This window comes from Citrobacter sp. Cpo148, assembly GCF_030332375.1.
Taxonomy (GTDB): Bacteria; Pseudomonadota; Gammaproteobacteria; order Enterobacterales; family Enterobacteriaceae; genus Citrobacter; species Citrobacter portucalensis.
The window spans coordinates 121,570-143,525 of the sequence record NZ_JAOWHY010000047.1; the positions used below are offsets into that span (position 1 = coordinate 121,570).

Sequence of the window (21,956 nt, forward strand, 5' to 3'; positions counted from 1 at the left end):
GAATGTAAGAGGTAAAGAGATAATGCTGTTCTGAAAATGATCAGTAAAAACAATAGGATGTAGATGCATTCCTCTGTGTGTTGCTATAAATGAAAATAACAACAGAAAGCTAAATGAGAATTGATTGATGTTGATCAAACTACGAGCATGATTCAATCTCTGCGTATGAAACATATTGATCACCATCAAAAATGCTGCGGATTGGTGTTTGAATCCTTTTTTTATGAACTCTCCATATGTACCAATTGCCATTCATCCTGCATATCCATAATCACCTTAAAATTATTACGCAACCAGAAGTGATATCCTCCGGGTAAAAAATGATGGGTGTGAAGATACAACGTTTTATATTGATGTTGCTGGCAGAATACATCTGCTAAAGCAAACAATTGGCTACCAATCCCCTGTCTACGATAGCGTTCATCCACGTAGCAACGACAAATTTCTGCCGTTTCACGCAAGTTGTAACGCCCACGCAGTTCAGTAATACGATCATTATATTGACATACCGCCAGTGTGGCGATTAATTCTTGGTTTTCACTCCATGCGCAAAGCAATAAATTTCTTTCCTGTAACAGATACTGTTGTTCGAGATCAAAGAGATCTTCTTCGGCAGAAGGCATGGAGCTGCCGGCATTGAAGAATAAATTAAGATGCTCAATAAGGAACGACTGAACAGCAGGAATATCGGCGTGAGCCATCTCACTAAATCTAAATGGGATCATGGCATGCATAACTCAATCTTAGAATGGAAAACGATAATAACAATAAGCCTCCTTTAAAAACAATATTGAGCGGCAAGAGTCAGAAATGCAATTATCTTTGGCGCTATTCTGCATACGGATTATAAATGGGAATCGTAAGTCCCTGCTGCTGGCGACGGTAGTGACCACGCCGCTGAGGGGATTTGGGGGGCCACAATCGGATGGTGAGGCGCTTGCTTGTGACTGGTTCCCGTCGCAGCCGTCGCCTTCATCTGGCAGTGCGAATTTGCCATGAACAACGTACTGCTTCTTTGCGTCGGGATGCTGACGTTACTCACCGCACGCCAGAAGACCAACACGCTGTGTTCCGTTTTACCACTTACCTGCACCACTAACTCTCAAAAATGAGAGGCCGATCCTCTGAGCAGGACTTTTGTCCTCAATCACCTCACAAACGTCTGGTTACAATCCCTGCATATCTTCAATACCCATAATTCAGGAATTGTTATGACTGCACATATTAATGCCAAGCCAGGTGATTTCGCGCCAACCGTTATTATGCCGGGCGATCCGCTCCGTGCTAAATTTATTGCCGAAAATTATCTAATGGATTACCGCGAAGTCACCAATGTACGTAATATGCTGGGTTATACCGGTTTATATTTTGGGCAACCTGTTTCGGTGATGGGACATGGAATGGGCATTCCTTCAATGACGCTTTATGCCCATGAACTGGTACATGATTTTGGTGTGCAAAGAATTATACGTGTCGGCAGTTTAGGGGCAACACAACATCATGTCAAAATGCGCGATATTATCCTGGCCGTCGCCGCCGGAACGGATTCAGTCACAAATTTAAAACGTAGCGCAGGCTATGCGATGGCAACATCCGCCTATTTCCCATTATTGCAGCAGGCGTGGACGCTGGCACAGAAAGCCGGTATTGATATTAAAGTGGGCAATGTTTTCAGCGGCGATCTTTATTACGACCCTGACGAAAATTTAATACCGGCATTGGAAAAATTCGGTGTGCTGGGTGTAGATATGGAAGTAGCAGGCTTATACGCTTTAGCGCATCAGTTTAATATTGAAGCGCTGGCTATTTTAACTGTCTCCGATCATTGCCTGACCGGAGAAGAAACAACCGCAGAAGAACGACAATTGACCTTTAACAACATGATTGAGTTGGCGCTAAATACTGCTGTTACCGCTTAGTTCCGGCTTTTAATTGAACCAATCAGAGATGGCATTATATGAAGAATAAAATAGCACTTACGCTGATTAGTTTTCTGGCAAATTTTATTATGGCAGGGTTTGCCAGTCAGTTCGGTATGCTAATCGAACCGATTGCAGTACGCTACGATGCCGATGTGAATACCGTTGCTTCGATATTTTCGTTGCTCAATGGTGGAGCATTAGCCGGCACCATCGCCGCCTTTTTCCTGATTGAGAAAATCGGTGTGAAGCGTATGACGCTCATTATCTATTCGATAGTGTTCCTTTGCGCTCTGGTAATGCATTTAAGCCCTGGCTTATGGCCTGTGATGGTCGCCATGACCCTGGTGGGCTTTTGCGGTGGGATCGGTCTGTGCGTGGCGGGAACGATTGTGGTATCGGTCTGGCAGGATCGTATTCAAAGTACGATGCTGGTGGTGCAGGACGCCACTTTCAACGTTGCGGGCGTGGTTTTTCCGCTGATCACGACCTTCGCCCTGACGCACAATATGTCGTGGAGTTACAGCTATCTAAGCGTGGGTATGGTGGCCTTACTCACGCTGGGCGTTGTGGCGCTCACCCGCTTTACTGCCTGCGAGACGGCGCCCACGGCAGATCGGACAGATAAGGTAAAATCGGAGTGGAATCCAGGGATCATCAGCGGAGGCATTGGCCTGTTCTTAGGTATGCTGGCGCTGTACACCTTCCTGACCTGGGCACCATTATTTGTGAAGAACAAATTTGGCATTCCCTTTGAAGAAGCAGGAAATATTATTACGCAATACTGGGGCGCTGCGCTGGTCGGGGCATTAGTATCAACCGTCATTGTTTCTCGGGTGAAGATACATTATTTCCTGCTAAGTATTATTCTGCTGGCTAGCATTATTACCACAATTATCGTCACGAAGGATAATATCTCCGGGATTGATTATCTGGCCTACAGTTACGGGTTTGTCTGTGCTGCACTGTATAACTCATTTATTGCCTACGGTGTTTCTTTCGTGAAGCGCGCGAGCAGTCAGAACGTTTCTTATATTTTAATTAGCGGCAGTGCCGGGGCCATGTTTAGTCCGGCGATTAGCGCGCTCATGGAAAAAACAATGGGATTGCAGAAAATTATGTACGCAATACCGGTGTTGTATTTAATTATCTTTGTCATGTTGATGGTGACATTAAAACTCAAGCGTAATTAAAAGCACTAATAACACTTACCTCTTTAATTAAATAGCCAGTCGCCACACTATTTATATGGTGGGGCGATACTCAACCTTACTCAAAGGAATTGAAAAATGCTGAAGAACAATAAGTTAATGATTAAAAAAACAATCCTGGGTGCAGTAGTGACAATGAGCTGTATGCAAGCATTCGCAGCTGACTATACTGATGGCAACATCCGTAAAAATGATTTTAACTGGATGCAGATGAACTTAATGCAAAGTGTGGACGCGAAAGTGCCATATGGTATTCGCAATGACACCTATCTGGAACTGGAGTTTGGTGCACGCTCTGGCATTATCGATCTGTACGGTTATGTGGATTTCTTTGATATTTTGGATCGCGAGCAGGACGATCGTCATGGGGGGGATAACTTCTTTGCCAAGATATCTCCGCGTTTTTCCCTGGACGCTATTTTTAATAAAGATTTATCCGTTGGGCCGTTTAACGAATTCTATATTGCAACGGTAAATAACATTGGCGACCGGGAATTATTTGAACATTACGTTGGCCTGGGTACAGATGTGAAGGTCCCGTGGTTTGGTCTGGTGGGAATGAACATCTATGCGCACTATGTTCGTGAAAACTACGGTGCGGATAACGAAGGAAAGTGGGATGGCTATATGTTCTCGACTAACTGGTCGACGCCATTCTATACCTTTGCCAACGGCAGTTATCTGAACTATCAGGGGTACTTTGACTACCAGTTCGCCGCGAATAAGATTGCTAATCAACCGTTATACAGCAATAACGCAATTGAATGGTATAACGGTATCTACTGGCATTCAGAGCATTATGCAGTCGGTTATGGCCTGAAGTATTTCCGTAACATGGCATTGATGGAAAACCACGGCGGAGCAGGGCGTACCACCGGGCTCGGTCATTATTTCAGCCTCACCTATAAGTTCTGATTGCGCCGAAATGACACACCAATGTTCTGTTAACGAGAGTTGGTGTGTCAGTCAATGATGTCATTGCCGAGAAATTTACGCAGCCCATCCAGATCCTTAATTTCCAGTCCTTGCTTCGTTCGCGTTACCAGCCCGGCATCCGTCAGCGCTTTAACCGCCCGCCGATAGACCCGGTCGGTTGTGCCGAATCGCTCAGCTTCCTGGTATTTTTTATGGAAACCATCCATCGGCTGCTTGTTCTGATGCTGGCGATACAGGTCATACGCCACGTTATGTACGATAGGGTAGAGCATCCGGTGCAGGAAGATTTCCAGCATATCCTGATAATCAATCGCCATTGCACTGGCAAAAAATATCGCCAGTCTGGGGTGCTGATTTAGCGCTTCTTCCAGACGGTCACAGCTGCACACCGCTACGGTCAGTGGTTCTTCCGCGACGATATCAAGCTGGCAGCGATACCCGGTAAAAAACTCCATTTCACCAAACAGCTGCTCGTCGCATTCCATGGCGCCCAACTGGAATCGGCGACCATTCTCCGCGCTGTAACGCAGTGAAATTCTTCCGGATTGCACCATGATCAGTCGATCGACAACCTGTCCCTGGCGGTATAGATACTCATCTTCCTGGATAATCTGCGTTTCAGAGAGCAGTTCCTGAAATATCTTCTCAATCAAGGCATCATCCTGCTGCCAGATGTTGTGAAAACGACCTTTCGTGAGGGGTTTAAGCTGCATGACTCAACGTCTTATTGTTTAAGATAATTCTCATCTCAGACTGTATGTCATCTGCTGGGCAATGTCATTAAGAGCGCGGGGCGGATAATAAAAGGACCAGCACCATGCTGGTCCTGACATACTAAGGATGGCTGATAAAGCGAGACAGGCGCTGGCGCAGCAGGCGGTTTTCCTGGCGTAACTGAGCGTTCTCCTCCAGCAACGTCAGCGCAACGGCAATCCCTGGCCAGTCAAGTTCCAGCTCCTGACGCAGACGCACCGCGCGACGCATTACTGTCAGCGCATGATCGTCAAACGTATCGTCTTCATGGGGTTCTATCACCCCTAAGCCGACAATCTCATGCAGTTCTTCTTCTGACACACCGGTGTACAGACAAAATTCGGTAATGGTAAAAGTGACGGTAACGTTAGCCATTATGCTTTCCCCCACTCTTTGCGCGGATCAAAGGTCTTTTGTGCATCCGCCAGTTGTTGCCACAGGGTGGCACTGGCGTCGTCAGGTTTCGGTGGCATGACGATCTTTATCACCGCATACAAATCGCCGGTATGTTTTTTACTTACCAGACCCTTGCCCTTAATGCGTAGCCGCTGACCGGCCTGACTGCCTGCAGGAATGGTCAGCAGGATGCTCTCTTTCAGCGTCGGAACGGTTACTTTCGCACCCAGCGCAGCTTCCCACGGCGCGAGGGGAACGACAACCTCCAGATCCTGATTAACAATATCGAACAGCGGATGCGGCGCAATATGAATCACCAGCCACAAATCACCGTTCGGCCCACCGTTTTCGCCGGGGGTTCCCTGGCCTTTCAGACGGATACGCTGACCGTTACCGACGCCAGCCGGAATTATCACATTCAGCGTTTTAGGAATTTCTCGTTCTACCATGCCAAACGCATTATAGACTGGCAGGTTGTAACTGATAGTGCGGCTATGCTCAGTAAGCGTTTCTTCGAGGAATACGGCAACTTCAATTTCAATGTCGTGCCCGCGGCTGGCAGGGCGCTGGCGCGACTGGTGCGCACGCTGACCAAAAATGGAGGAGAAGATATCGTCGAAATCTTCGGCGCTGTAGCTTTGATTCTCTCCTTGCTGGAATTGACGACTGAACTGTGGGTCGTTGCGGTGCTGCCACAGCTGGTCGTACTCGGCGCGTCGCTGCTCATCACTCAATACTTCCCAGGCTTCTGCAACCTCTTTAAACCGGGCCTCTGCGTCAGTCTCTTTGCTGACATCAGGATGATATTTACGGGCGAGTCGACGATAGGCGGTCTTGATTGTCTTGAGATCGTCTGTCGGTTTCACGCCCATAATGGCGTAATAATCCTTTAATTCCATAGCGTTCTCTCGTGTAAATCAACACTTGCAGAAGGTGAACCCTGACAACAGGTATCACCGCTAAGTTTAGGGTAATCCTGATAACGGCGAATGCCAACCGGGAAGGGAGGATATTGCGATAAACGATGCAGGCATTGCACCACCAACAGCGCAGTTGAGGTTACGGCATCTGTTGTGTGGTGCGAAAAATGAGATTAGCTAAAAATCAGGATTTGCTTATCAGGAAGCGGACCGTATCAGCATAGTTTTGCACGAATGCATTAAGGTCATCTGACTTCAGTCCTTTTGGATTGATCATATATTTTCCGTTGATAAAAATGGCGGGCACACCGGTTAGATCAACTGCCTTCGCCATTTCTTGCTGCTTAGCGGTCAGTGATTTCACGGCAAAGCTATTCCATGCCGCATCATAATCACTGGCGCTGACGCCCGCGCTGATAAATACGTTACGAATATCGTCCGCTGTTTTAACGGTTTGTTTTTTCTGAACGGCATCAAAAAGCAACGGCTTAACTTTATCTTGTACGTTCAACAGCATGGCGACGGACCAGGCGTGGGTCATGTCTTGCCCCAGCGGACCTAAAAAGTCGACGTGGTATTCGGTGAGTTTGACATCTGCAGGCAATACTTTTTTCACGTTATCAGTGATTTCAAAAACTTCATCGTACTGATAACAGGAAGGGCAATAGAATGAGAAAAACTTCAGTGCGGCTGGAGCGGAAGCGACAGGTTTTTCCAGTGAGATATACTCTTTGCCGTCGGTAAATGATGCTGCCTGAGCGCTAACTGTAAAAAGTAACCCAATCAGGGGTAATAAATATTTTTTCATTTCCATATACTCTAAATAACATTTAATAAACAAATTATCTGCTAATGAATACGTTATTCATTGCGTCTGAATATAATAAGGAAATTCTCTGGAAATGCGCTGACCCTTACTTTCATTTACGCATCAGTACGTGGTGGGCATTATCTGTGTGCTGTCATGGAAATATCTTTCGGCATTCTTCGTAAATAGTGAATGATAACTTGTGTGATATTTTCATGGGTGTTTTTAGCAATGTTATAGTGTAATAAATAAAGACGGGAATATGATTAATTATCATTTCGTTTTTAAAGCGTAAATTGCAGGTTGTTGCGTTAAGTTCTGCAAATAACTCCGTAGATTTTCTTTTTCTTGTCGTGCGTGAATGAATAGGGTAAGTGTCAGAGATGAGCAACCCAAATGGATATCGCTATGATCGACCACCTGGATCACCTGGTACTAACCACCAATCATGAAGAGGCTTGCGTTCGTTTCTATGTCGAGCTTTTAGGTATGAGGCTGGAAACCTTCGCGCAAGGTCGGAAAGCCTTCGTCTTTGGCAATCAGAAAATCAATCTCCACATTCGGGGAAAAGAGTTTGAACCCAAAGCCTACGCGCCAACGCCGGGGGCGCTGGATTTATGTTTTATCACCACGCGTACGCTGGAAGAGGTGATGGAGACGTTTCAAACCCACGGAGTCGAGATTATTGAAGGGCCCGTTGCACGTACAGGTGCGACAGGACCTATTCGTTCGGTGTATGTCAGGGATCCCGATCTTAATCTGATTGAAATCGCGGTATATCCAGCAGATAGCAGGACATAACTTTACAGCGGAAAGGTTGCCAAAACCTGGCGAGTGGTTAAGATAACTCGCATCAATGAGTGAGGGTATAATGGCGAAACGTCAACGGATGGGATGGTGGTTCCTCTGTCTGGCATGTGTTGTGGTGATGGTTTGCACCGCACAACGCATGGCGGGCCTGCACGCGTTGCAGATGGATACCGCCGTTACAAGCGTTGTCGCCAGCGCACAAGTGCAGACCGATGAGGCCTCACCCGTTACCCCTTGTGAACTGAGTGCGAAATCATTACTGGCTGCGCCACCCGTATTGTTTGAAGGTGCTATTCTGGTGCTGTGCCTGCTGCTGTCATTGCTGGCGCCAGTACGGGCGTTTCGTCTACCTTTTTTCCCACCGCGAGCCATCTCGCCGCCCACTCTCCGGGTGCATCTCCGATTTTGCGTCTTCCGTGAATGACAGAACAGCCGTTGCTGACTGTTAGATAATTATTCACGGAGAAAAACTATGATGACTGTTTTCAGACAGGCGCTGCTCTGTCTGTTATTGCTATGGCTGCCCGTATCCTGGGCGGCTGAACCCGGCTGGCTGCGTTCACCCGATAACGATCACGCCAGTGTGCGGTTACGCGCTGATACGTCCGCAGGCGGAGAAACCCGTCTGTTGCTGGATGTCAAACTGGAGGACGGCTGGAAAACCTACTGGCGTTCTCCGGGCGAGGGAGGCGTTGCACCTGCAATCGCCTGGAAAGGGGAAATGCCCGCGGTCGACTGGTTCTGGCCAACCCCTGCTCGTTTTGAGGTCGCCAATATCACTACTCAGGGGTATCACGATAAGGTGACGTTCCCGATGGTGGTGCGCGGTAGAGCGCCCGCCACGCTCAGCGGCGTTTTGACGCTATCCACCTGTAGCAACGTTTGCCTGTTGACGGATTTTCCTTTTTCCGTGACGCCCACAGCCCAGGACCCGACTTTTGCACATGACTATGCTCAGGCGATGGGACAGATCCCACTTGCCAGCGGCCTGACCGATGCTCTGAGCGCTGGCGCACGGGCGGGAGAGTTAGTCGTCGAGGCTCGCCGTGCGGGAGGCTGGACTGAACCAGGGCTATATCTGGATGCTGTTGATGATGCGGATTTTGGCATGCCGCAAATTCATGTTGAGGGGGATACGTTACGCGCTACGGTACCTGTACATGACGGTTGGGGAGAAGGCGCGCCGGATCTGCGTGGTAAGTCAGTCACGCTGGTGCTGGCAGATAACGGTGTTGCCCAGGAGAGTCGTCTTGCGATTGGCGAAGCCCCGGTTGTTGAGAACGCCTCACTCCCACTGTGGCAAGTGGTGCTCATGGCACTGTTGGGTGGTTTGATCCTCAATCTGATGCCTTGTGTGTTACCGGTTCTTGGCATGAAGCTGGGCTCGATTTTGCTGGTCGAGGAAAAAAGTCGTCGCCAGATCCGTCGTCAGTTCCTCGCATCGGTAGCCGGAATACTGGTCTCGTTTATGGCACTGGCGCTATTGATGACGGTGCTGCGTTTAACCAATCAGGCCCTTGGCTGGGGGATCCAGTTTCAGAATCCGTGGTTCATTGGCGTCATGGTGCTAGTGATGCTGACGTTCAGCGCCAGCCTGTTCGGGTGGTTTGAATTCCGACTCCCTTCTGCTATGACCACCACGCTGGCGACTCACGGCGGCAACGGACTGTCGGGACATTTCTGGCAAGGTGCATTTGCGACACTGCTTGCCACGCCGTGCAGTGCCCCGTTTCTGGGAACGGCGGTGGCGGTAGCATTGACTGCTTCGCTGCCGACGTTGTGGGGATTGTTTATCGCACTTGGGCTGGGGATGAGCTTACCGTGGCTGCTGGTGGCCCTGCGTCCCGGTCTGGCGCTGCGTTTGCCGCGGCCAGGGCGGTGGATGAATATTTTGCGGCGTCTGCTTGGCGTGATGATGCTGGGTTCGGCTATCTGGCTTGCGACGTTGCTGCTCCCACACTTAGGGTTTAGCGGACAAAGTAGCGCTAAAGAAAGCGTGAACTGGCAACCGCTAAGCGAGCAGGCGATTGAGGATGCGCTGGCGCAACATAAGCGCGTGTTCATTGACGTCACAGCCGACTGGTGCATCACCTGTAAGGTAAACAAATACAACGTGTTGCATAAAGAAGACGTACAGGCCGCATTGCAACAGCCGGATGTGGTGGCGCTTCGCGGCGACTGGACACTCCCTTCTGAAGCTATTTCCGAATTTCTAAAAAAACGCGGCCAGGTTGCTGTGCCGTATAACCAAATTTATGGCCCCGGTCTGCCGGATGGCCAGGCGTTACCCACGTTGTTAACCCGCGATGCGGTACTGCAAACGTTGAATGATGCCAAAGGAGTAACCCCATGAAAATGATGATTGTTCTGCTGTTAACCCTGTTTTCTGCCGTCAGTATCGCGAAAGAGCCTGCGCCGTTTACCCCGGAACAGGAAAAGCAAATTGAAGCATTAATTCAGGAAGCCTTGTTTAACGATCCTAACAGCCCGCGGATTGGCGCGAAGCAGGCGAAACTGACCCTGATAAACTTCACCGATTACAACTGCCCATACTGCAAGCAGTTGGATCCAATGCTGGAAAAAATTGTGCAGAAATATCCTGACGTGGCGGTGGTGATTAAACCGCTGCCGTTTAAAGGTGAAAGTTCGGAACTGGCGGCGCGGACCGTGCTGACGACATGGCATGAGCATCCGCAACAGTCCCTGGCATTACATGAAAAATTGATGCAGAAGAAGGGCTATCATACCGACGTCAGTATCAAACAGGCGCAGGAAAAAGCGGGGGCCAGTCCGGTGACGCTGGACGCCCAAAGTGCTGAAACGCTGAGCACTAACCTGCAACTGGCGCGACTGGTGGGGGTGCAGGGAACCCCCGCAACGATTATTGGTGATGAACTTATTCCCGGCGCGGTACCGTGGGAAACCCTTGAGGAAGTGGTAAAAGAAAAACTGGCGGCGGCCAATGCTCAGTAAACTGCGCCGCTGGTTGCGCGAAGGGCTGATCTTACTGGCGCTGTTGGCGGGGGCAATGCTGCTGATGGATGCCTGGCGCGCGCCGCAGCTCCCTGCCTCCTTTGACAGCACGCCTTTACAAACACTGGATGGTGAAACCGTCACGCTGGCGGCGCTCAGCAAAGACGAGCCGGTGTTGCTTTATTTCTGGGCGAGCTGGTGCGGCGTATGCCGCTTCACGACGCCGGAAGTCGCCAGGCTGCGTTCAGAAGGGGAAAATGTGATGACCATTGCGTTACGTTCCGGAAATGAAGCTGAGGTATCTCGCTGGCTGTCGCGTAAAGGCGTGGACTTTCCGGTCATCAATGATGCGAACGGGGCCATTTCCCGCAGTTGGGCAATCAGCGTCACGCCCACGCTGGTGGTGATGTCACAAGGTCGGGTAGTATTAACCACCAGCGGCTGGACCAGCTACTGGGGCATGAAACTTCGGTTGTGGTGGGCGAAAACGTTCTGATAAATGTGCCGGGGAAACCCGGCATTTTTTATGGCGTCGCCCTCCCCTGGAAGGCATATTTCGTTGCCTGACGAAGCAAACACAGTGATTAACGTCCAGAATCAGTCATCTTCTCTTTTCCAGGAAAGTGCAACATGACGAGTTCTTTAGCGTTTGGACCCGCTCTGGTGGTGATGATTGCCGCCACATTTGTCCTCGCCGGGATGGTGAAAGGCGTTACGGGTATGGGGTTACCCACCGTGGCTATGGGGATCCTCGGATCGCTTATTTCGCCAGTTGCCGCGGCGGCCATGCTGTTATTGCCTTCGCTGATAAGCAATTTGTTCCAGTTTGGCGGCGGTGGAAATACACGCCAATTACTCAAACGACTGTGGCCAATGCTGCTGACAGTAGTGGTGGCGACACTGCTTGCCAGCGCCTGGATTACCGGTGGTGACACCACCCGAACTCAGTTTGCACTCGGCGTAGCGCTGGTGGCCTACGCTATCTGGACGCTTGCGGGAAAGAAAATTGCGGTGGCCCCGCAGCGTGAAAAACCGTACTCCCTCGTTATTGGATTTGTGACCGGCTTATTGACCGGCGGAACCGGGGTGTTTGTGATGCCCGCCGTGCCCTGGATCCAGTCCCTCGGCTTTGAGAAAGATGAACTGGTGCAGGCGCTCGGGATCTCTTTTACCTTTTCGACCCTGGCATTGGCGCTGGGTCTGTGGTGGCACAACGCGCTGCCCATACAATCGCTAAGTTTGTCGGCTTTGGCCATTTTTCCTGCGCTGATTGGCCAATGGATAGGTACCCGTGTGCGAAGGGTTATTTCTCCGCTCGTGTTTAAACGCTGTTTTCTGTTTTGTCTGGTCGGGTTGGGTACAGAGATGATGCTACGTGCTGTGTGACCGGTGCGGTGACTTTGCGCGACTTTCATGGCATCGTTAATTCAGATATTCAGGGCCAATGAGGTCGTTATGGCATCCGTGATGTTACATGAAGAAGAGGGCGATCTGGAGTCAAAAATGGCACTCACTGCGGCAGTGATGGCCGATAAATCGCGCTCGCGTATGTTGTGCGCCCTAATGGATGGCTGCGCCTGGACTGCAACTGAGCTCAGCGCGGTGGCGGATATATCCGCGTCGACCGCCAGCGCGCATCTGGCGCGTCTGTGCGAACAACGTTTTGTTGTCGCGTTGGCGCAGGGCAGACATCGTTATTTTCGCCTTGCAGGTTCCGATATCGCTGATCTGCTGGAACGCCTGATGGGCGTTGCGTGGGCGACATCAACGCCCCGCAGAATCACTACACCGCCAGGTTTGCGGCATGCCCGCACCTGCTACGACCATCTCGCCGGAGAGGTCGCGGTGAGGTTGTTCGATACGCTGGTTTCCCGTCAGTGGTTAACGCCGGATGGTGAAACGCTGACTCCACTTGGCCAGGAAAAGCTGGCACAGATGGGGATTGTCCTGGCGGCTGGCTCATCCCGGCGGAAGTTAACCTGCGGTTGTCTGGACTGGAGCGAACGACGTTATCATCCTGGTGGTGTGCTTGGCGCAACGCTGCTGCGCTGGTTCACTGAACAGCGATGGATAAAAACCGAACAGGGCAGCCGCCATGTCATCTTCACACCTCTTGGCATTCGTAAACTCGAAACCGAGTTTGGTGTTAAAACGACACGCTAGATGGTCTGTTTTGCGAAAGCGTTCCCGGAAATATGTCATATTTCTGTCACACTCTGTTGTGATTGATAACAACAAGAGGTCGTAGGGATGAATAAATCGTTAATCGCCACAGCCGTGGCAGGGGCTGTCTTATTGTCAACCGCCGCGCAGGCGCAGACCGCGCCGGAAGGCTATCAGCTTCAGCAAGTATTGATGATGAGTCGGCATAACTTACGCGCACCTTTAGCCAATAATGGCAGCGTTCTTGAACAGTCCACCCCCAAACAATGGCCAGAATGGGATGTCCCCGGCGGACAACTCACTACCAAGGGCGGTGTGCTGGAAATCTATATGGGCCACTACATGCGAGAGTGGCTGGCAGAGCAGGGGATGGTGAAATCGGGCGAATGCCCGGCACCGAACACGGTCTATACCTATGCTAACAGCCTGCAGCGTACGGTCGCCACGGCGCAGTTCTTTGTTACCGGTGCTTTCCCTGGTTGCGATGTTCCGGTCCATCATCAGGAAAAAATGGGCACCATGGATCCCACCTTTAACCCGGTGATCACCGATGATTCCGCCGCCTTCAGCCAGCAGGCCGTTCAGGCCATGGAGAAAGAGCGCAGCAAAATGCAGCTCAACGATAGCTATCAGTTGCTTGAGCAAATGACCGACTACAAAGACTCTCCGTCCTGCAAAGATAAACAGCAGTGTTCCCTGACCTATGCCAAAGATACGTTTAGCGCGAAGTTCCAGCAGGAGCCAGGCGTTTCGGGGCCGCTGAAGGTGGGAAATTCGCTGGTTGATGCCTTCACGCTGCAATATTACGAAGGCTTCCCGATGGACAAGGTTGCCTGGGGCGAGATTAAATCGGATCAGCAGTGGAAGGTTCTGTCGAAGCTGAAAAACGGCTATCAGGATAGCCTGTTCACCTCCCCGGAAGTGGCGCAGAACGTCGCCAAACCGCTGGTGAAATATATTGATAATGCGCTGGTTACTGAACGCACGAAAGCACCGAAAATAACCGTGCTGGTGGGGCATGATTCAAATATCGCTTCGCTGCTCACCGCGCTGGATTTTAAACCGTACCAGCTTCACGATCAGAACGAGCGTACGCCGATTGGCGGGAAGATTGTCTTCCAGCGCTGGCATGACAGCAATGCAAATCGTGATCTGATGAAAATCGAGTATGTGTATCAGAGCTCGCAGCAGTTGCGTAATGCAGACGTTCTGACGCTGAAATCCCCGGCGCAGCGCGTAACGCTGGAGCTGAAAGGATGTCCGATAGATGCGGATGGTTTTTGCCCGATAGATAAGTTCGATAGCGTGCTGAATGAGGCGGCTAAGTAAAAGAAAACTCCCCCGTGTTCGCGGGGGAGTCAGCGCGCTAGACGTTTTTGCGTTCGATAGTCTGTTCACCCCAAAAGAGCGAATCTTTGTCTGTTTTTTCAAAGGCTTTGATGAGTACCTCATCGCTACCTTCTTCCCAAATTTTTTCCGCCAGTTTCTCGTCATAATGTGCGACTTCAAAAATGGCTTCGGCTATTTCCGGCGATGTATTGCGCAGACTTGCCCATTCGCCGACGCGATGGGCTTTCGCTTCTTGAGTTGGCATTCGAATCCTCCTGTTGAAGATTAGCCGTTGAGTTTTACTGCCAGACCTGCGACATATTCACCCTGATAGCGGGCGATAGATAACTCTTCCTGACTTGGCTGGCGGGAGCCGTCGCCTCCGGCAATGGTGGTTGCACCGTAAGGGGTACCGCCGCGAACTTGAGAGACATCAAACAGCTCTTGCGCCGCGTAACCGATAGGTACAATCACCATCCCATGGTGGGCAAGCGTAGTCCAGGTTGATGTAATGGTTTGTTCCTGACCGCCGCCGGTTCCCGTTGAGCTGAATACGCTGGCGAGTTTGCCGTACAGGCCGCCAGAGGCCCACAGCCCGCCAGTCTGGTCGAGGAAGGTACGCATCTGACCGGACATATTGCCAAAGCGCGTGGGAGTACCAAAAATGATGGCGTCGTAATCAGCCAGTTCTTGCGGGGTTGCGACTGGTGCGTTTTGTGTTTTGCCGCCAGCCTTAAGGAAAATCTCGGGCTGCATGGTCTCTGGTACACGCTTAATAATCACTTCCGCGCCATCTACCTTATTTGCGCCTTCTGCGACTGCGTGGGCCATAGTTTCAATGTGTCCGTACATGGAATAATAAAGCACCAGAACTTTTGCCATTTTACACTACTCCTCGAGTTAACCGTGTCCGTAGCGATTCGCTACCTACCTTTAAAGATATGACGTACTGTCAGGAGTGCAAATTTCACAATCACTTCTTTGATTTATAACAATTTTTATAACAACCTTCTTTGTAGCAAAATGATACATATTTAACCGGGTAGAATTCGGTAGTCATAAGAAAGACTTATTGATTTCTTATGGTGATTATTTATTTGTCACTCCTGATCCTGTTGCAGGATATTACAGTTAGCGTCTGCCCTAGCCACACTTCACTATGCTTATTCCCACGCAGTTATTTTCAGGGCCTCGCCCGTAACGCTGCGTGAGGTATCACTCCTCAGTACCTATGCAATATGATGTCTAATCAATGACGGAGGTCAGTAATGGCAAACCATCGGGGCGGTTCCGGCAACTTTGCGGAAGACCGCGAAAGAGCATCAGAAGCAGGTCGAAAAGGTGGCCAGCACAGCGGGGGCAACTTCAAGAATGACCCGCAACGCGCTTCAGAGGCAGGCAAAAAAGGGGGCAAAAATAGTCACGGCAACAACAAATCGTAATTGTCGGGCTATCTGTCAGATATGTCGTGACGGCTGAGAGTCAGAGACAGACGTTACGTAGCCACCGCCGCCGGGTCTTTCCGGCGGTTTTTTTTGTCTGCAAGGTTGAACTGTAACAAAACGCAACGCAGACTAATGACATTCAGTTAATCGGGTGTCTCATGTCATTACTTTCTCGTTATTCCTTCTCTGTTAAACCTCAGGAAGCGATCCTCATTGTGATCACCATGTTCTGGGGTGGCACGTTTTTGGCGGTGCAATATGCCGTTACCCTGAGCGGCCCTTTTTTCTTTGTCGGTGTGCGTTTTGCCACTGCCGCGCTGGCGGTCGCGCTTTTGTCGTTACACACACTGCATAAGCTGACGTGGCTGGAAGTTAAAGCAGGGGTTGCAATCGGTATCGCAATTGCGCTGGGTTATAGTCTGCAAACCTGGGGGTTACAGTTTATTCCCAGCAGTAAATCGGCGTTTATTACCGCGATGTACGTACCGTTGGTGCCGCTTTTACAATGGTTGTGTCTGGGACGCATGCCAGGTCTGATGCCGTGCGTCGGCATTGTGCTGGCCTTTATCGGATTGATTTTTCTGGCCGGACCGGGAGGCAATTTACTGGCTTTAGGCGAAGGCGAGTGGATCACGCTCGCCGGTGCGGTGGCGATTGCGGCAGAAATTATCCTGATTAGCGCGTGGGCAGGAAAAGTGGATGTTCGTCGGGTAACGGTAGTGCAACTGGCAACCGCTTCGATAGTGGCGTTTATGGCGATGGGACCGGCCGGAGAGACCGTACCACCAATGTCTACCGGATTGCTGGTGGTGGCGCTGGGGCTGGGTATTTTTAGCGCGATTATTCAGGTCACCATGAACTGGGCGCAGCGCAGCGTTTCGCCGACGCGCGCGACGGTTATTTATACCGGTGAACCGGTGTGGGCGGGGATCTTTGGCCGTCTGGCGGGTGAACGCTTACCGCTACTTGCATTGCTTGGTGCGGCATTCATTATTGTTGGCGTACTGGTCAGCGAGCTGAAGTTCAAAAAGAAAAAAGCGCTTGGACAAGAGGCGCCGCCGGAATCGCTTTAATTTAACCATTCACCGTGTGATTTGGTATGCTGACGCCCTCACAAGAAGGAGAGGGCGCATGGTCCAACGCGCAGAGAAAAAAACAGGTAAGCGCTCGCAGGCCGTCAGTGCAAAACGCCAGGCCATCTTAACCGCGGCATTAAATATCTTCTCCCAATATGGGATCCACGGCACGCGCCTGGAGCAGGTGGCAGAGCAGGCGGGCGTGTCAAAAACCAATCTACTTTATTACTACCCGTCAAAAGAGGTGCTTTATATCGCCGTTTTACGGCAGATCCTCGACATCTGGCTGGCTCCATTGAAAGCTTTTCGCGAAGACTTTGCGCCGCTGGTGGCCATTAAAGAATACATTCGCCTTAAGCTGGAAGTGTCGCGCGATTACCCTCAGGCCTCACGGCTGTTTTGTATGGAGATGCTGGCCGGAGCGCCTTTATTGATGGCAGAACTGGAAGGGGATCTCAAAACGCTAATTGATGAGAAATCCGCGCTGATTGCCGGTTGGATCAAAAGCGGAAAACTGGCTCCGGTCGATCCGCATCATCTGATTTTTATGATTTGGGCTTCAACTCAGCACTACGCCGATTTTGCCCCACAGGTAGAGGCGGTGACGGGCGCAACGCTGCGTGATGAAGCCTTTTTTAACCAAACGGTGGAGAGCGTACAGCGGATGATTATTGAAGGGATCCGCGTGCGTTAACTGGCCGGCGGTAACGGGCAGCTTAAATCGCCTTCTTCACACTGCAAAAGTGAGGCGAGAAACGCTTCGCGCTCGTTGGTCTTATCCGTCAGGCACTGGCTGGAAATCATCGCCTGAACGCTACCGCCTTCAGTGCCAGAACTGATTAACGCACAGTCCGCATCGCGCAAAGTTATCCAGGATATTTGCGCTTTTTTCAGTAAATCGCGCTGGGTTGGGGCGGCGCGCTTCAGCGCATTCTGATAAGTTTCATTAAGTTTGGCGTCGGCCGCCTTATACTGCTCTGCCGCACAGGTGTTCATCTCAATCTGCGTGTTCGCGTTGGCGCAGTCATCCGCCAGCGCCTGGCCGCTAAGCAGCAGCGCTGCACATGTCAGTACGATTCGTTTCATGCTTCCCTCTGGCTTAATAAAAAAAGGCCCCGTTACCGGAGCCTTAATTAACCACAACCTTAGCCGATTGTCATCAGGCTGGCGTTCCCCCCAGCTGCGGCGGTATTGACGCTCAGGGAGCGCTCAATATACAACCTTTCCAGCAGGATATTGCTTTCGCCGCGGGCAAAGCCCTGGACCGACACAATCGCCCCTTCGCGGGCCGCCACCGCTTCACATAGTGCGCGAAGCTGATCGGAATCACCGTGGAAAATAACCGCATCAAACGGCTGCGTAGTGATGTTGTCCGCTTTGGCAAACTGGATGCGCCCGGAAACTACTGCTGGCAGGCGTTTTGCCAGGTCGCGATGGAATGTATCATCCGGCCACAGAATTAAGCTACCAACGGAAGTTACAGCGGCAACCTGTACCAGCGCATCCTGTTCATCATCGGCGATACACAGCACGCGTTCGCGCGGCAACAGCGTCCAGGTATTGCGCTCGCCGGTGGGGCCTGGCAGCAGGCGTTGCGTTCCGGCCTGCGCCAGTTCACCAAACTGTTGGCAGAGCGCACGCAGTGCTGGACGATCGGTTGCCCATTCGCTAAGCGCTTCCAGCGGCTGAACGAGCGCCGTTTTAAGCTGTGCATTGACCGGGTATTCGGCATCCTGACGGGCAAGCGTAATGCCTAACGCATTTTCCGGACGGTTTGCCAGCAGGCGGTACAGATACAGCGGTCCACCCGCTTTTGGCCCGGTTCCTGACAAGCCTTCGCCACCGAATGGCTGCACTCCGACGACGGCGCCGACCATATTGCGGTTAACGTACAGGTTCCCCACATGTGCCGAACCTGTGACCTGGGCGATGGTTTCATCGATACGGGTGTGCACGCCCAACGTCAGGCCGTAGCCGGAGGCATTAATTTGCTCAATCAGACTGCCCAGATTGTTGCGGGTGTAACGCACAACGTGCAGTACCGGACCGAACACCTCTTTTTGCAATTCGTCGAAGCTTTCCAGCTCGATAAGCGTCGGCGCGATAAAGGTACCGCTTTGCCATTCACGCGCATCGTCGCTGTTTTCGCGCGCGGCCTGGAACACCGGACGCCCTTTGGCGCGCATGGCCTGAATATGGCGCTCAATATTGGCTTTGGCTTCTTCATCGATTACCGGTCCAATATCGGTGGTCAGGCGGCCCGGATTACCCATGCGGCATTCCGCCATTGCGCCACGCAGCATTTTCAGCGTATGGTCGGCGACATCGTCCTGCAGACACAGGACGCGAAGCGCGGAGCAGCGCTGTCCGGCGCTGTCAAAGGCAGAAGCCAGAACGTCGACCACGACCTGTTCCGTTAACGCAGAAGAGTCGACGATCATGGCGTTCATCCCGCCGGTTTCGGCGATAAGCGGGATTGGACGCCCCTGAGCATCCAGGCGGGTCGCGATATTACGTTGCAACAGCGTGGCGACTTCCGTTGAGCCGGTAAACATGACGCCGCGTACGCGCTCATCGGAAGTGAGCTGTGCCCCGACCGTTTCACCTTGACCAGGCAACAGTTGCACCACGCCTGGCGGCACACCTGCTTCGAGTAAAATGGCAATACCCTGGGCGGCAATCAGCGGAGTTTGTTCCGCGGGTTTTGCCAACACGCTGTTGCCCGCCGCCAGCGCAGCGGCAATCTGCCCGGTGAAAATGGCCAGCGGGAAGTTCCAGGGGCTGATACAGACCACCGGCCCTAACGGACGATGGGTTTCATTATCGAAGTCATCGCGGACCTGACCGGCATAATAGTGCAGAAAGTCTACCGCTTCGCGCACTTCCGCAATGGCGTTGCTGAAAGTTTTGCCCGCTTCGCGCACCAGAATGCCAATTAACTGCTGCATCTGGCCTTCCATCAGAACGGCGGCGCGATGCAAAATAGCGGCGCGCTCTTGTGGCGGTGTGGCGAACCAGATCGGCGCGTTATTTACCGCGTTCTGCAATGCCTGTTCCACTTCGCTGTGGGTTGCTTCACGCACATAACCGACAATGTCTTTCGGTTCGGCCGGGTTGACGACTGGGGTCATTTCACCGTCAGCAACCGGATGTTCGAGCATCGGTTTAGCGTGCCATTTTTGCAGCGCGCTGTTGAGCAGGGCGGAGGACAGTGAGGCCAGACGATGTTCGTTCGCTAAATCCAGCCCGCCTGAGTTTTCGCGGCCTTTACCGTACAGGTCACGCGGCAGGGCAATCTTCGGATGTGGCAGACCAGCCTGGCCTTCCTGCTGCGCCAGTTTTTCAACGGCTTCGACCGGATCGGCGACCAGTTCATCCAGCGGCAGGGTAGTGTCTGCAATGCGGTTGACGAATGAAGTGTTGGCGCCGTTTTCCAGCAGACGACGCACCAGGTATGCCAGCAGCGTTTCATGCGTGCCTACCGGTGCATAAATGCGGCATGGACGATTCAGTTTGCCATCGGCAACTTTACCTGTGACCTGCTCATACAGCGGTTCGCCCATACCGTGCAGGCACTGGAACTCGTACTGACCCGGATAGTAGTTTTGACCGGCCAACTGATAAATCGCCGCCAGCGTATGGGCGTTGTGGGTGGCGAACTGCGGGTAGATCAGATTCGGCACCGCAAGCAGTTTTTTCGCACAGGCCAGATAGGAAACGTCGGTGTAGACCTTACGGGTATAGACCGGATAACCTTCCAGACCGTCCATTTGCGCACGTTTGATTTCGCTATCCCAGTAGGCGCCCTTAACCAGACGGATCATCAGGCGACGGCGGCTGCGCGTGGCGAGGTCAATCAGGTAGTCGATAACATACGGGCAGCGCTTCTGGTAGGCCTGAATAACAAAGCCGATACCGTTCCAGCCCGCGAGTTCAGGTTCAAAGCACAGTTTCTCCAGCAGATCGAGGGAGATCTCCAGTCGGTCGGCCTCTTCAGCATCGATATTGATACCGATGTCGTACTGGCGGGCCAGCAGAGTAAGCGACTTCAGACGCGGATAGAGTTCATCCATCACGCGGTCATACTGCGCGCGACTATAACGCGGATGCAGCGCTGACAGCTTGATAGAAATACCCGGCCCTTCATAGATGCCGCGACCATTTGAGGCTTTACCAATGGCGTGGATTGCCTGTTGGTACGAAACCAGATAAGCCTGGGCATCGGCGGCAGTCAGAGCCGCTTCGCCCAGCATGTCGTAAGAGTAGCGGAAACCTTTTTCTTCCAGTTTACGGGCGTTAGCCAACGCTTCGGCGATAGTCTCTCCGGTGACGAACTGCTCGCCCATCAGGCGCATTGCCATGTCGACGCCTTTACGCACCAGTGGTTCACCGCTCTTGCCGATAATACGGTTGAGTGAGCGTGAGAGGCTGGCTTCATTATGCGTAGAAACCAGACGACCGGTAAACAACAGCCCCCAGGTCGCCGCGTTGACGAACAGGGACGGGCTGCGTCCAATGTGCGACTGCCAGTTGCCGTTGCTGATTTTGTCGCGGATTAACGCATCGCGGGTTGCCTTATCAGGAATACGCAGCAGGGCTTCGGCCAGGCACATCAGCGCGACGCCTTCCTGCGAAGAAAGCGAGAATTCCTGCAGTAAACCTTGTACCATCCCGGCGCGGCCGCTGGCGGTCTTCTGGTTACGCAGTTTGTCAGCCAGATCGTACGCCAGCTTGTGCGCTTGCTCCGCGATGGGTTGCGGCAGACGAGCCTGTTCCATCAGCATCGGCACAGCATCGGTTTCGGCTCGGCGGTACGCGGCGGTGATTGCTGCGCGGGAAACTGACTGCGGCAGGATCTGTTCGGCAAATTCCAGGAAAGGCTGATGCGCTTCATTCTGCGGCGTGGTTGACTCCTCACCCTCATTCGCGGCACCCGCCAGCAGGGCCGGCAGTTCAGGAAGCGCGTCGTCATTTTCCAGTCTTTCGAGATAATTAAAGATGGCTTGCTTGATCAGCCAATGTGGCGTGCGATCGATTCGTGATGCTGCTGTTTTAATACGCTCGCGAGTGGCGTCATCCAGTTTAACCCCCATCGTGGTGGTTCCCATGCCGTTTACTCCTGTTGTACTGAAATACGGGTCTGATAGTTACCGAGAAATATCTACTATGTTGCAACTTTGTGCAACCGTGTTAAATGTGACTTGGTTTGCAAGCTTG

Annotated in this window: 24 protein-coding genes; 15 read left to right on the forward strand and 9 right to left on the reverse strand. The window is 51.9% G+C overall.

Features of this window, described 5'->3' with window-relative positions; genetic code table 11:
- Window positions 1-221: 221 nt before the first annotated feature.
- Window positions 222-725 carry a GNAT family N-acetyltransferase gene (locus tag OGY10_RS17640; protein ID WP_191227217.1) on the reverse strand — a complete coding sequence of 168 codons (504 nt, stop codon included), beginning with the start codon at window positions 723-725 and terminating at the stop codon, window positions 222-224.
- Between the two features lie 218 nt (window positions 726-943).
- On the opposite strand from OGY10_RS17640, the gene OGY10_RS17645 reads away from it, so the two are divergent.
- The 4 genes from OGY10_RS17645 (at window position 944) to OGY10_RS17660 (ending at window position 4,045) form a co-directional block, all read left to right on the forward strand.
- Window positions 944-1,099, forward strand: coding sequence for a hypothetical protein (locus tag OGY10_RS17645; RefSeq protein WP_156183252.1), 156 nt, complete (start codon window positions 944-946; stop codon window positions 1,097-1,099).
- A 112-nt stretch (window positions 1,100-1,211) separates the two neighbouring features.
- A complete protein-coding gene (gene deoD / locus OGY10_RS17650) occupies window positions 1,212-1,919 on the forward strand; it encodes a purine-nucleoside phosphorylase (RefSeq protein WP_032942921.1) in 708 nt (235 codons plus the stop codon).
- Window positions 1,920-1,957: 38 nt separating this feature from the next.
- Complete coding sequence (gene tsgA / locus OGY10_RS17655) at window positions 1,958-3,112, forward strand: MFS transporter TsgA (RefSeq protein WP_191226201.1); 1,155 nt, start codon at window positions 1,958-1,960, stop codon at window positions 3,110-3,112.
- 96 nt (window positions 3,113-3,208) lie between these two features.
- Entirely contained in the window at window positions 3,209-4,045 is an 837-nt protein-coding gene (locus tag OGY10_RS17660) for a nucleoside-specific channel-forming Tsx family protein (protein ID WP_032942924.1), read from the forward strand.
- A gap of 47 nt (window positions 4,046-4,092) precedes the next feature.
- Here the strand turns inward: OGY10_RS17660 and OGY10_RS17665 are convergent, their stop codons facing one another.
- From OGY10_RS17665 to dsbA, 4 genes are all read right to left on the reverse strand, one after another.
- Window positions 4,093-4,779 (reverse strand): Crp/Fnr family transcriptional regulator, encoded by a 687-nt coding sequence (locus OGY10_RS17665; protein WP_003832031.1) that lies wholly within the window; start codon window positions 4,777-4,779, stop codon window positions 4,093-4,095.
- Between the two features lie 121 nt (window positions 4,780-4,900).
- A complete protein-coding gene (gene cbpM / locus OGY10_RS17670; RefSeq protein WP_186413535.1) occupies window positions 4,901-5,194 on the reverse strand; it encodes a chaperone modulator CbpM in 294 nt (97 codons plus the stop codon).
- The gene (gene cbpA, locus OGY10_RS17675; RefSeq protein WP_286577124.1) at window positions 5,194-6,114 is read right to left on the reverse strand and encodes a curved DNA-binding protein; all 921 of its coding nucleotides are present in this window, start codon (window positions 6,112-6,114) and stop codon (window positions 5,194-5,196) included. The genes cbpM and cbpA overlap by 1 nt, the downstream gene beginning before the upstream one ends.
- Before the next feature lie 205 nt (window positions 6,115-6,319).
- Window positions 6,320-6,943: a thiol:disulfide interchange protein DsbA gene (dsbA, locus tag OGY10_RS17680; protein ID WP_008784313.1), complete on the reverse strand. Its 624-nt coding sequence runs from the start codon at window positions 6,941-6,943 to the stop codon at window positions 6,320-6,322.
- A gap of 396 nt (window positions 6,944-7,339) precedes the next feature.
- Between dsbA and OGY10_RS17685 the strand changes: the two genes are divergently transcribed.
- From OGY10_RS17685 to agp, 8 genes are all read left to right on the forward strand, one after another.
- Complete coding sequence (locus OGY10_RS17685) at window positions 7,340-7,744, forward strand: VOC family protein (protein ID WP_003832040.1); 405 nt, start codon at window positions 7,340-7,342, stop codon at window positions 7,742-7,744.
- A 70-nt stretch (window positions 7,745-7,814) separates the two neighbouring features.
- Entirely contained in the window at window positions 7,815-8,177 is a 363-nt protein-coding gene (locus tag OGY10_RS17690; RefSeq protein WP_008784315.1) for a hypothetical protein, read from the forward strand.
- 48 nt (window positions 8,178-8,225) lie between these two features.
- On the forward strand, window positions 8,226-10,106 hold the full coding sequence (locus OGY10_RS17695; protein WP_191226200.1) for a cytochrome c biogenesis protein CcdA: 1,881 nt from the start codon (window positions 8,226-8,228) through the stop codon (window positions 10,104-10,106).
- Complete coding sequence (locus OGY10_RS17700) at window positions 10,103-10,726, forward strand: DsbA family protein (protein WP_008784317.1); 624 nt, start codon at window positions 10,103-10,105, stop codon at window positions 10,724-10,726. Before OGY10_RS17695 ends, OGY10_RS17700 begins: the two co-directional genes overlap by 4 nt.
- Complete coding sequence (locus tag OGY10_RS17705) at window positions 10,716-11,222, forward strand: protein disulfide oxidoreductase (RefSeq protein WP_191226199.1); 507 nt, start codon at window positions 10,716-10,718, stop codon at window positions 11,220-11,222. Before OGY10_RS17700 ends, OGY10_RS17705 begins: the two co-directional genes overlap by 11 nt.
- A 134-nt stretch (window positions 11,223-11,356) precedes the next feature.
- Window positions 11,357-12,112, forward strand: coding sequence for a sulfite exporter TauE/SafE family protein (locus OGY10_RS17710; RefSeq protein WP_008784319.1), 756 nt, complete (start codon window positions 11,357-11,359; stop codon window positions 12,110-12,112).
- A 69-nt stretch (window positions 12,113-12,181) separates the two neighbouring features.
- On the forward strand, window positions 12,182-12,889 hold the full coding sequence (locus tag OGY10_RS17715) for an ArsR/SmtB family transcription factor (protein ID WP_191226198.1): 708 nt from the start codon (window positions 12,182-12,184) through the stop codon (window positions 12,887-12,889).
- Window positions 12,890-12,976: 87 nt separating this feature from the next.
- Window positions 12,977-14,218: a bifunctional glucose-1-phosphatase/inositol phosphatase gene (gene agp, locus OGY10_RS17720; protein ID WP_191226197.1), complete on the forward strand. Its 1,242-nt coding sequence runs from the start codon at window positions 12,977-12,979 to the stop codon at window positions 14,216-14,218.
- 37 nt (window positions 14,219-14,255) lie between these two features.
- On the opposite strand, the gene OGY10_RS17725 is transcribed toward agp, so the two are convergent.
- On the reverse strand, window positions 14,256-14,483 hold the full coding sequence (locus OGY10_RS17725) for a YccJ family protein (RefSeq protein ID WP_003036015.1): 228 nt from the start codon (window positions 14,481-14,483) through the stop codon (window positions 14,256-14,258).
- A 20-nt stretch (window positions 14,484-14,503) separates the two neighbouring features.
- A complete protein-coding gene (gene wrbA, locus OGY10_RS17730; RefSeq protein ID WP_003832057.1) occupies window positions 14,504-15,100 on the reverse strand; it encodes an NAD(P)H:quinone oxidoreductase in 597 nt (198 codons plus the stop codon).
- Window positions 15,101-15,486: 386 nt separating this feature from the next.
- Between wrbA and OGY10_RS17735 the strand changes: the two genes are divergently transcribed.
- The 3 genes from OGY10_RS17735 to rutR all read left to right on the forward strand — a co-directional run bounded on the left by OGY10_RS17735 (window position 15,487) and on the right by rutR (window position 17,433).
- Window positions 15,487-15,660, forward strand: a complete 174-nt coding sequence (locus OGY10_RS17735; RefSeq protein WP_003036022.1) for a con-10 family general stress protein — start codon at window positions 15,487-15,489, stop codon at window positions 15,658-15,660.
- 161 nt (window positions 15,661-15,821) lie between these two features.
- A complete protein-coding gene (locus OGY10_RS17740) occupies window positions 15,822-16,736 on the forward strand; it encodes a DMT family transporter (RefSeq protein WP_003832060.1) in 915 nt (304 codons plus the stop codon).
- Between the two features lie 58 nt (window positions 16,737-16,794).
- The gene (rutR, locus tag OGY10_RS17745) at window positions 16,795-17,433 is read left to right on the forward strand and encodes an HTH-type transcriptional regulator RutR (RefSeq protein ID WP_003036026.1); all 639 of its coding nucleotides are present in this window, start codon (window positions 16,795-16,797) and stop codon (window positions 17,431-17,433) included.
- Here the strand turns inward: rutR and OGY10_RS17750 are convergent.
- Both OGY10_RS17750 and putA read right to left on the reverse strand, forming a co-directional pair.
- The gene (locus OGY10_RS17750) at window positions 17,430-17,825 is read right to left on the reverse strand and encodes a lysozyme inhibitor LprI family protein (RefSeq protein WP_032936250.1); all 396 of its coding nucleotides are present in this window, start codon (window positions 17,823-17,825) and stop codon (window positions 17,430-17,432) included. The two genes, rutR and OGY10_RS17750, sit on opposite strands and share 4 nt — an antisense overlap.
- Before the next feature lie 59 nt (window positions 17,826-17,884).
- Window positions 17,885-21,847, reverse strand: coding sequence for a trifunctional transcriptional regulator/proline dehydrogenase/L-glutamate gamma-semialdehyde dehydrogenase (gene putA / locus OGY10_RS17755; protein WP_191226196.1), 3,963 nt, complete (start codon window positions 21,845-21,847; stop codon window positions 17,885-17,887).
- Window positions 21,848-21,956: the final 109 nt, after the last annotated feature.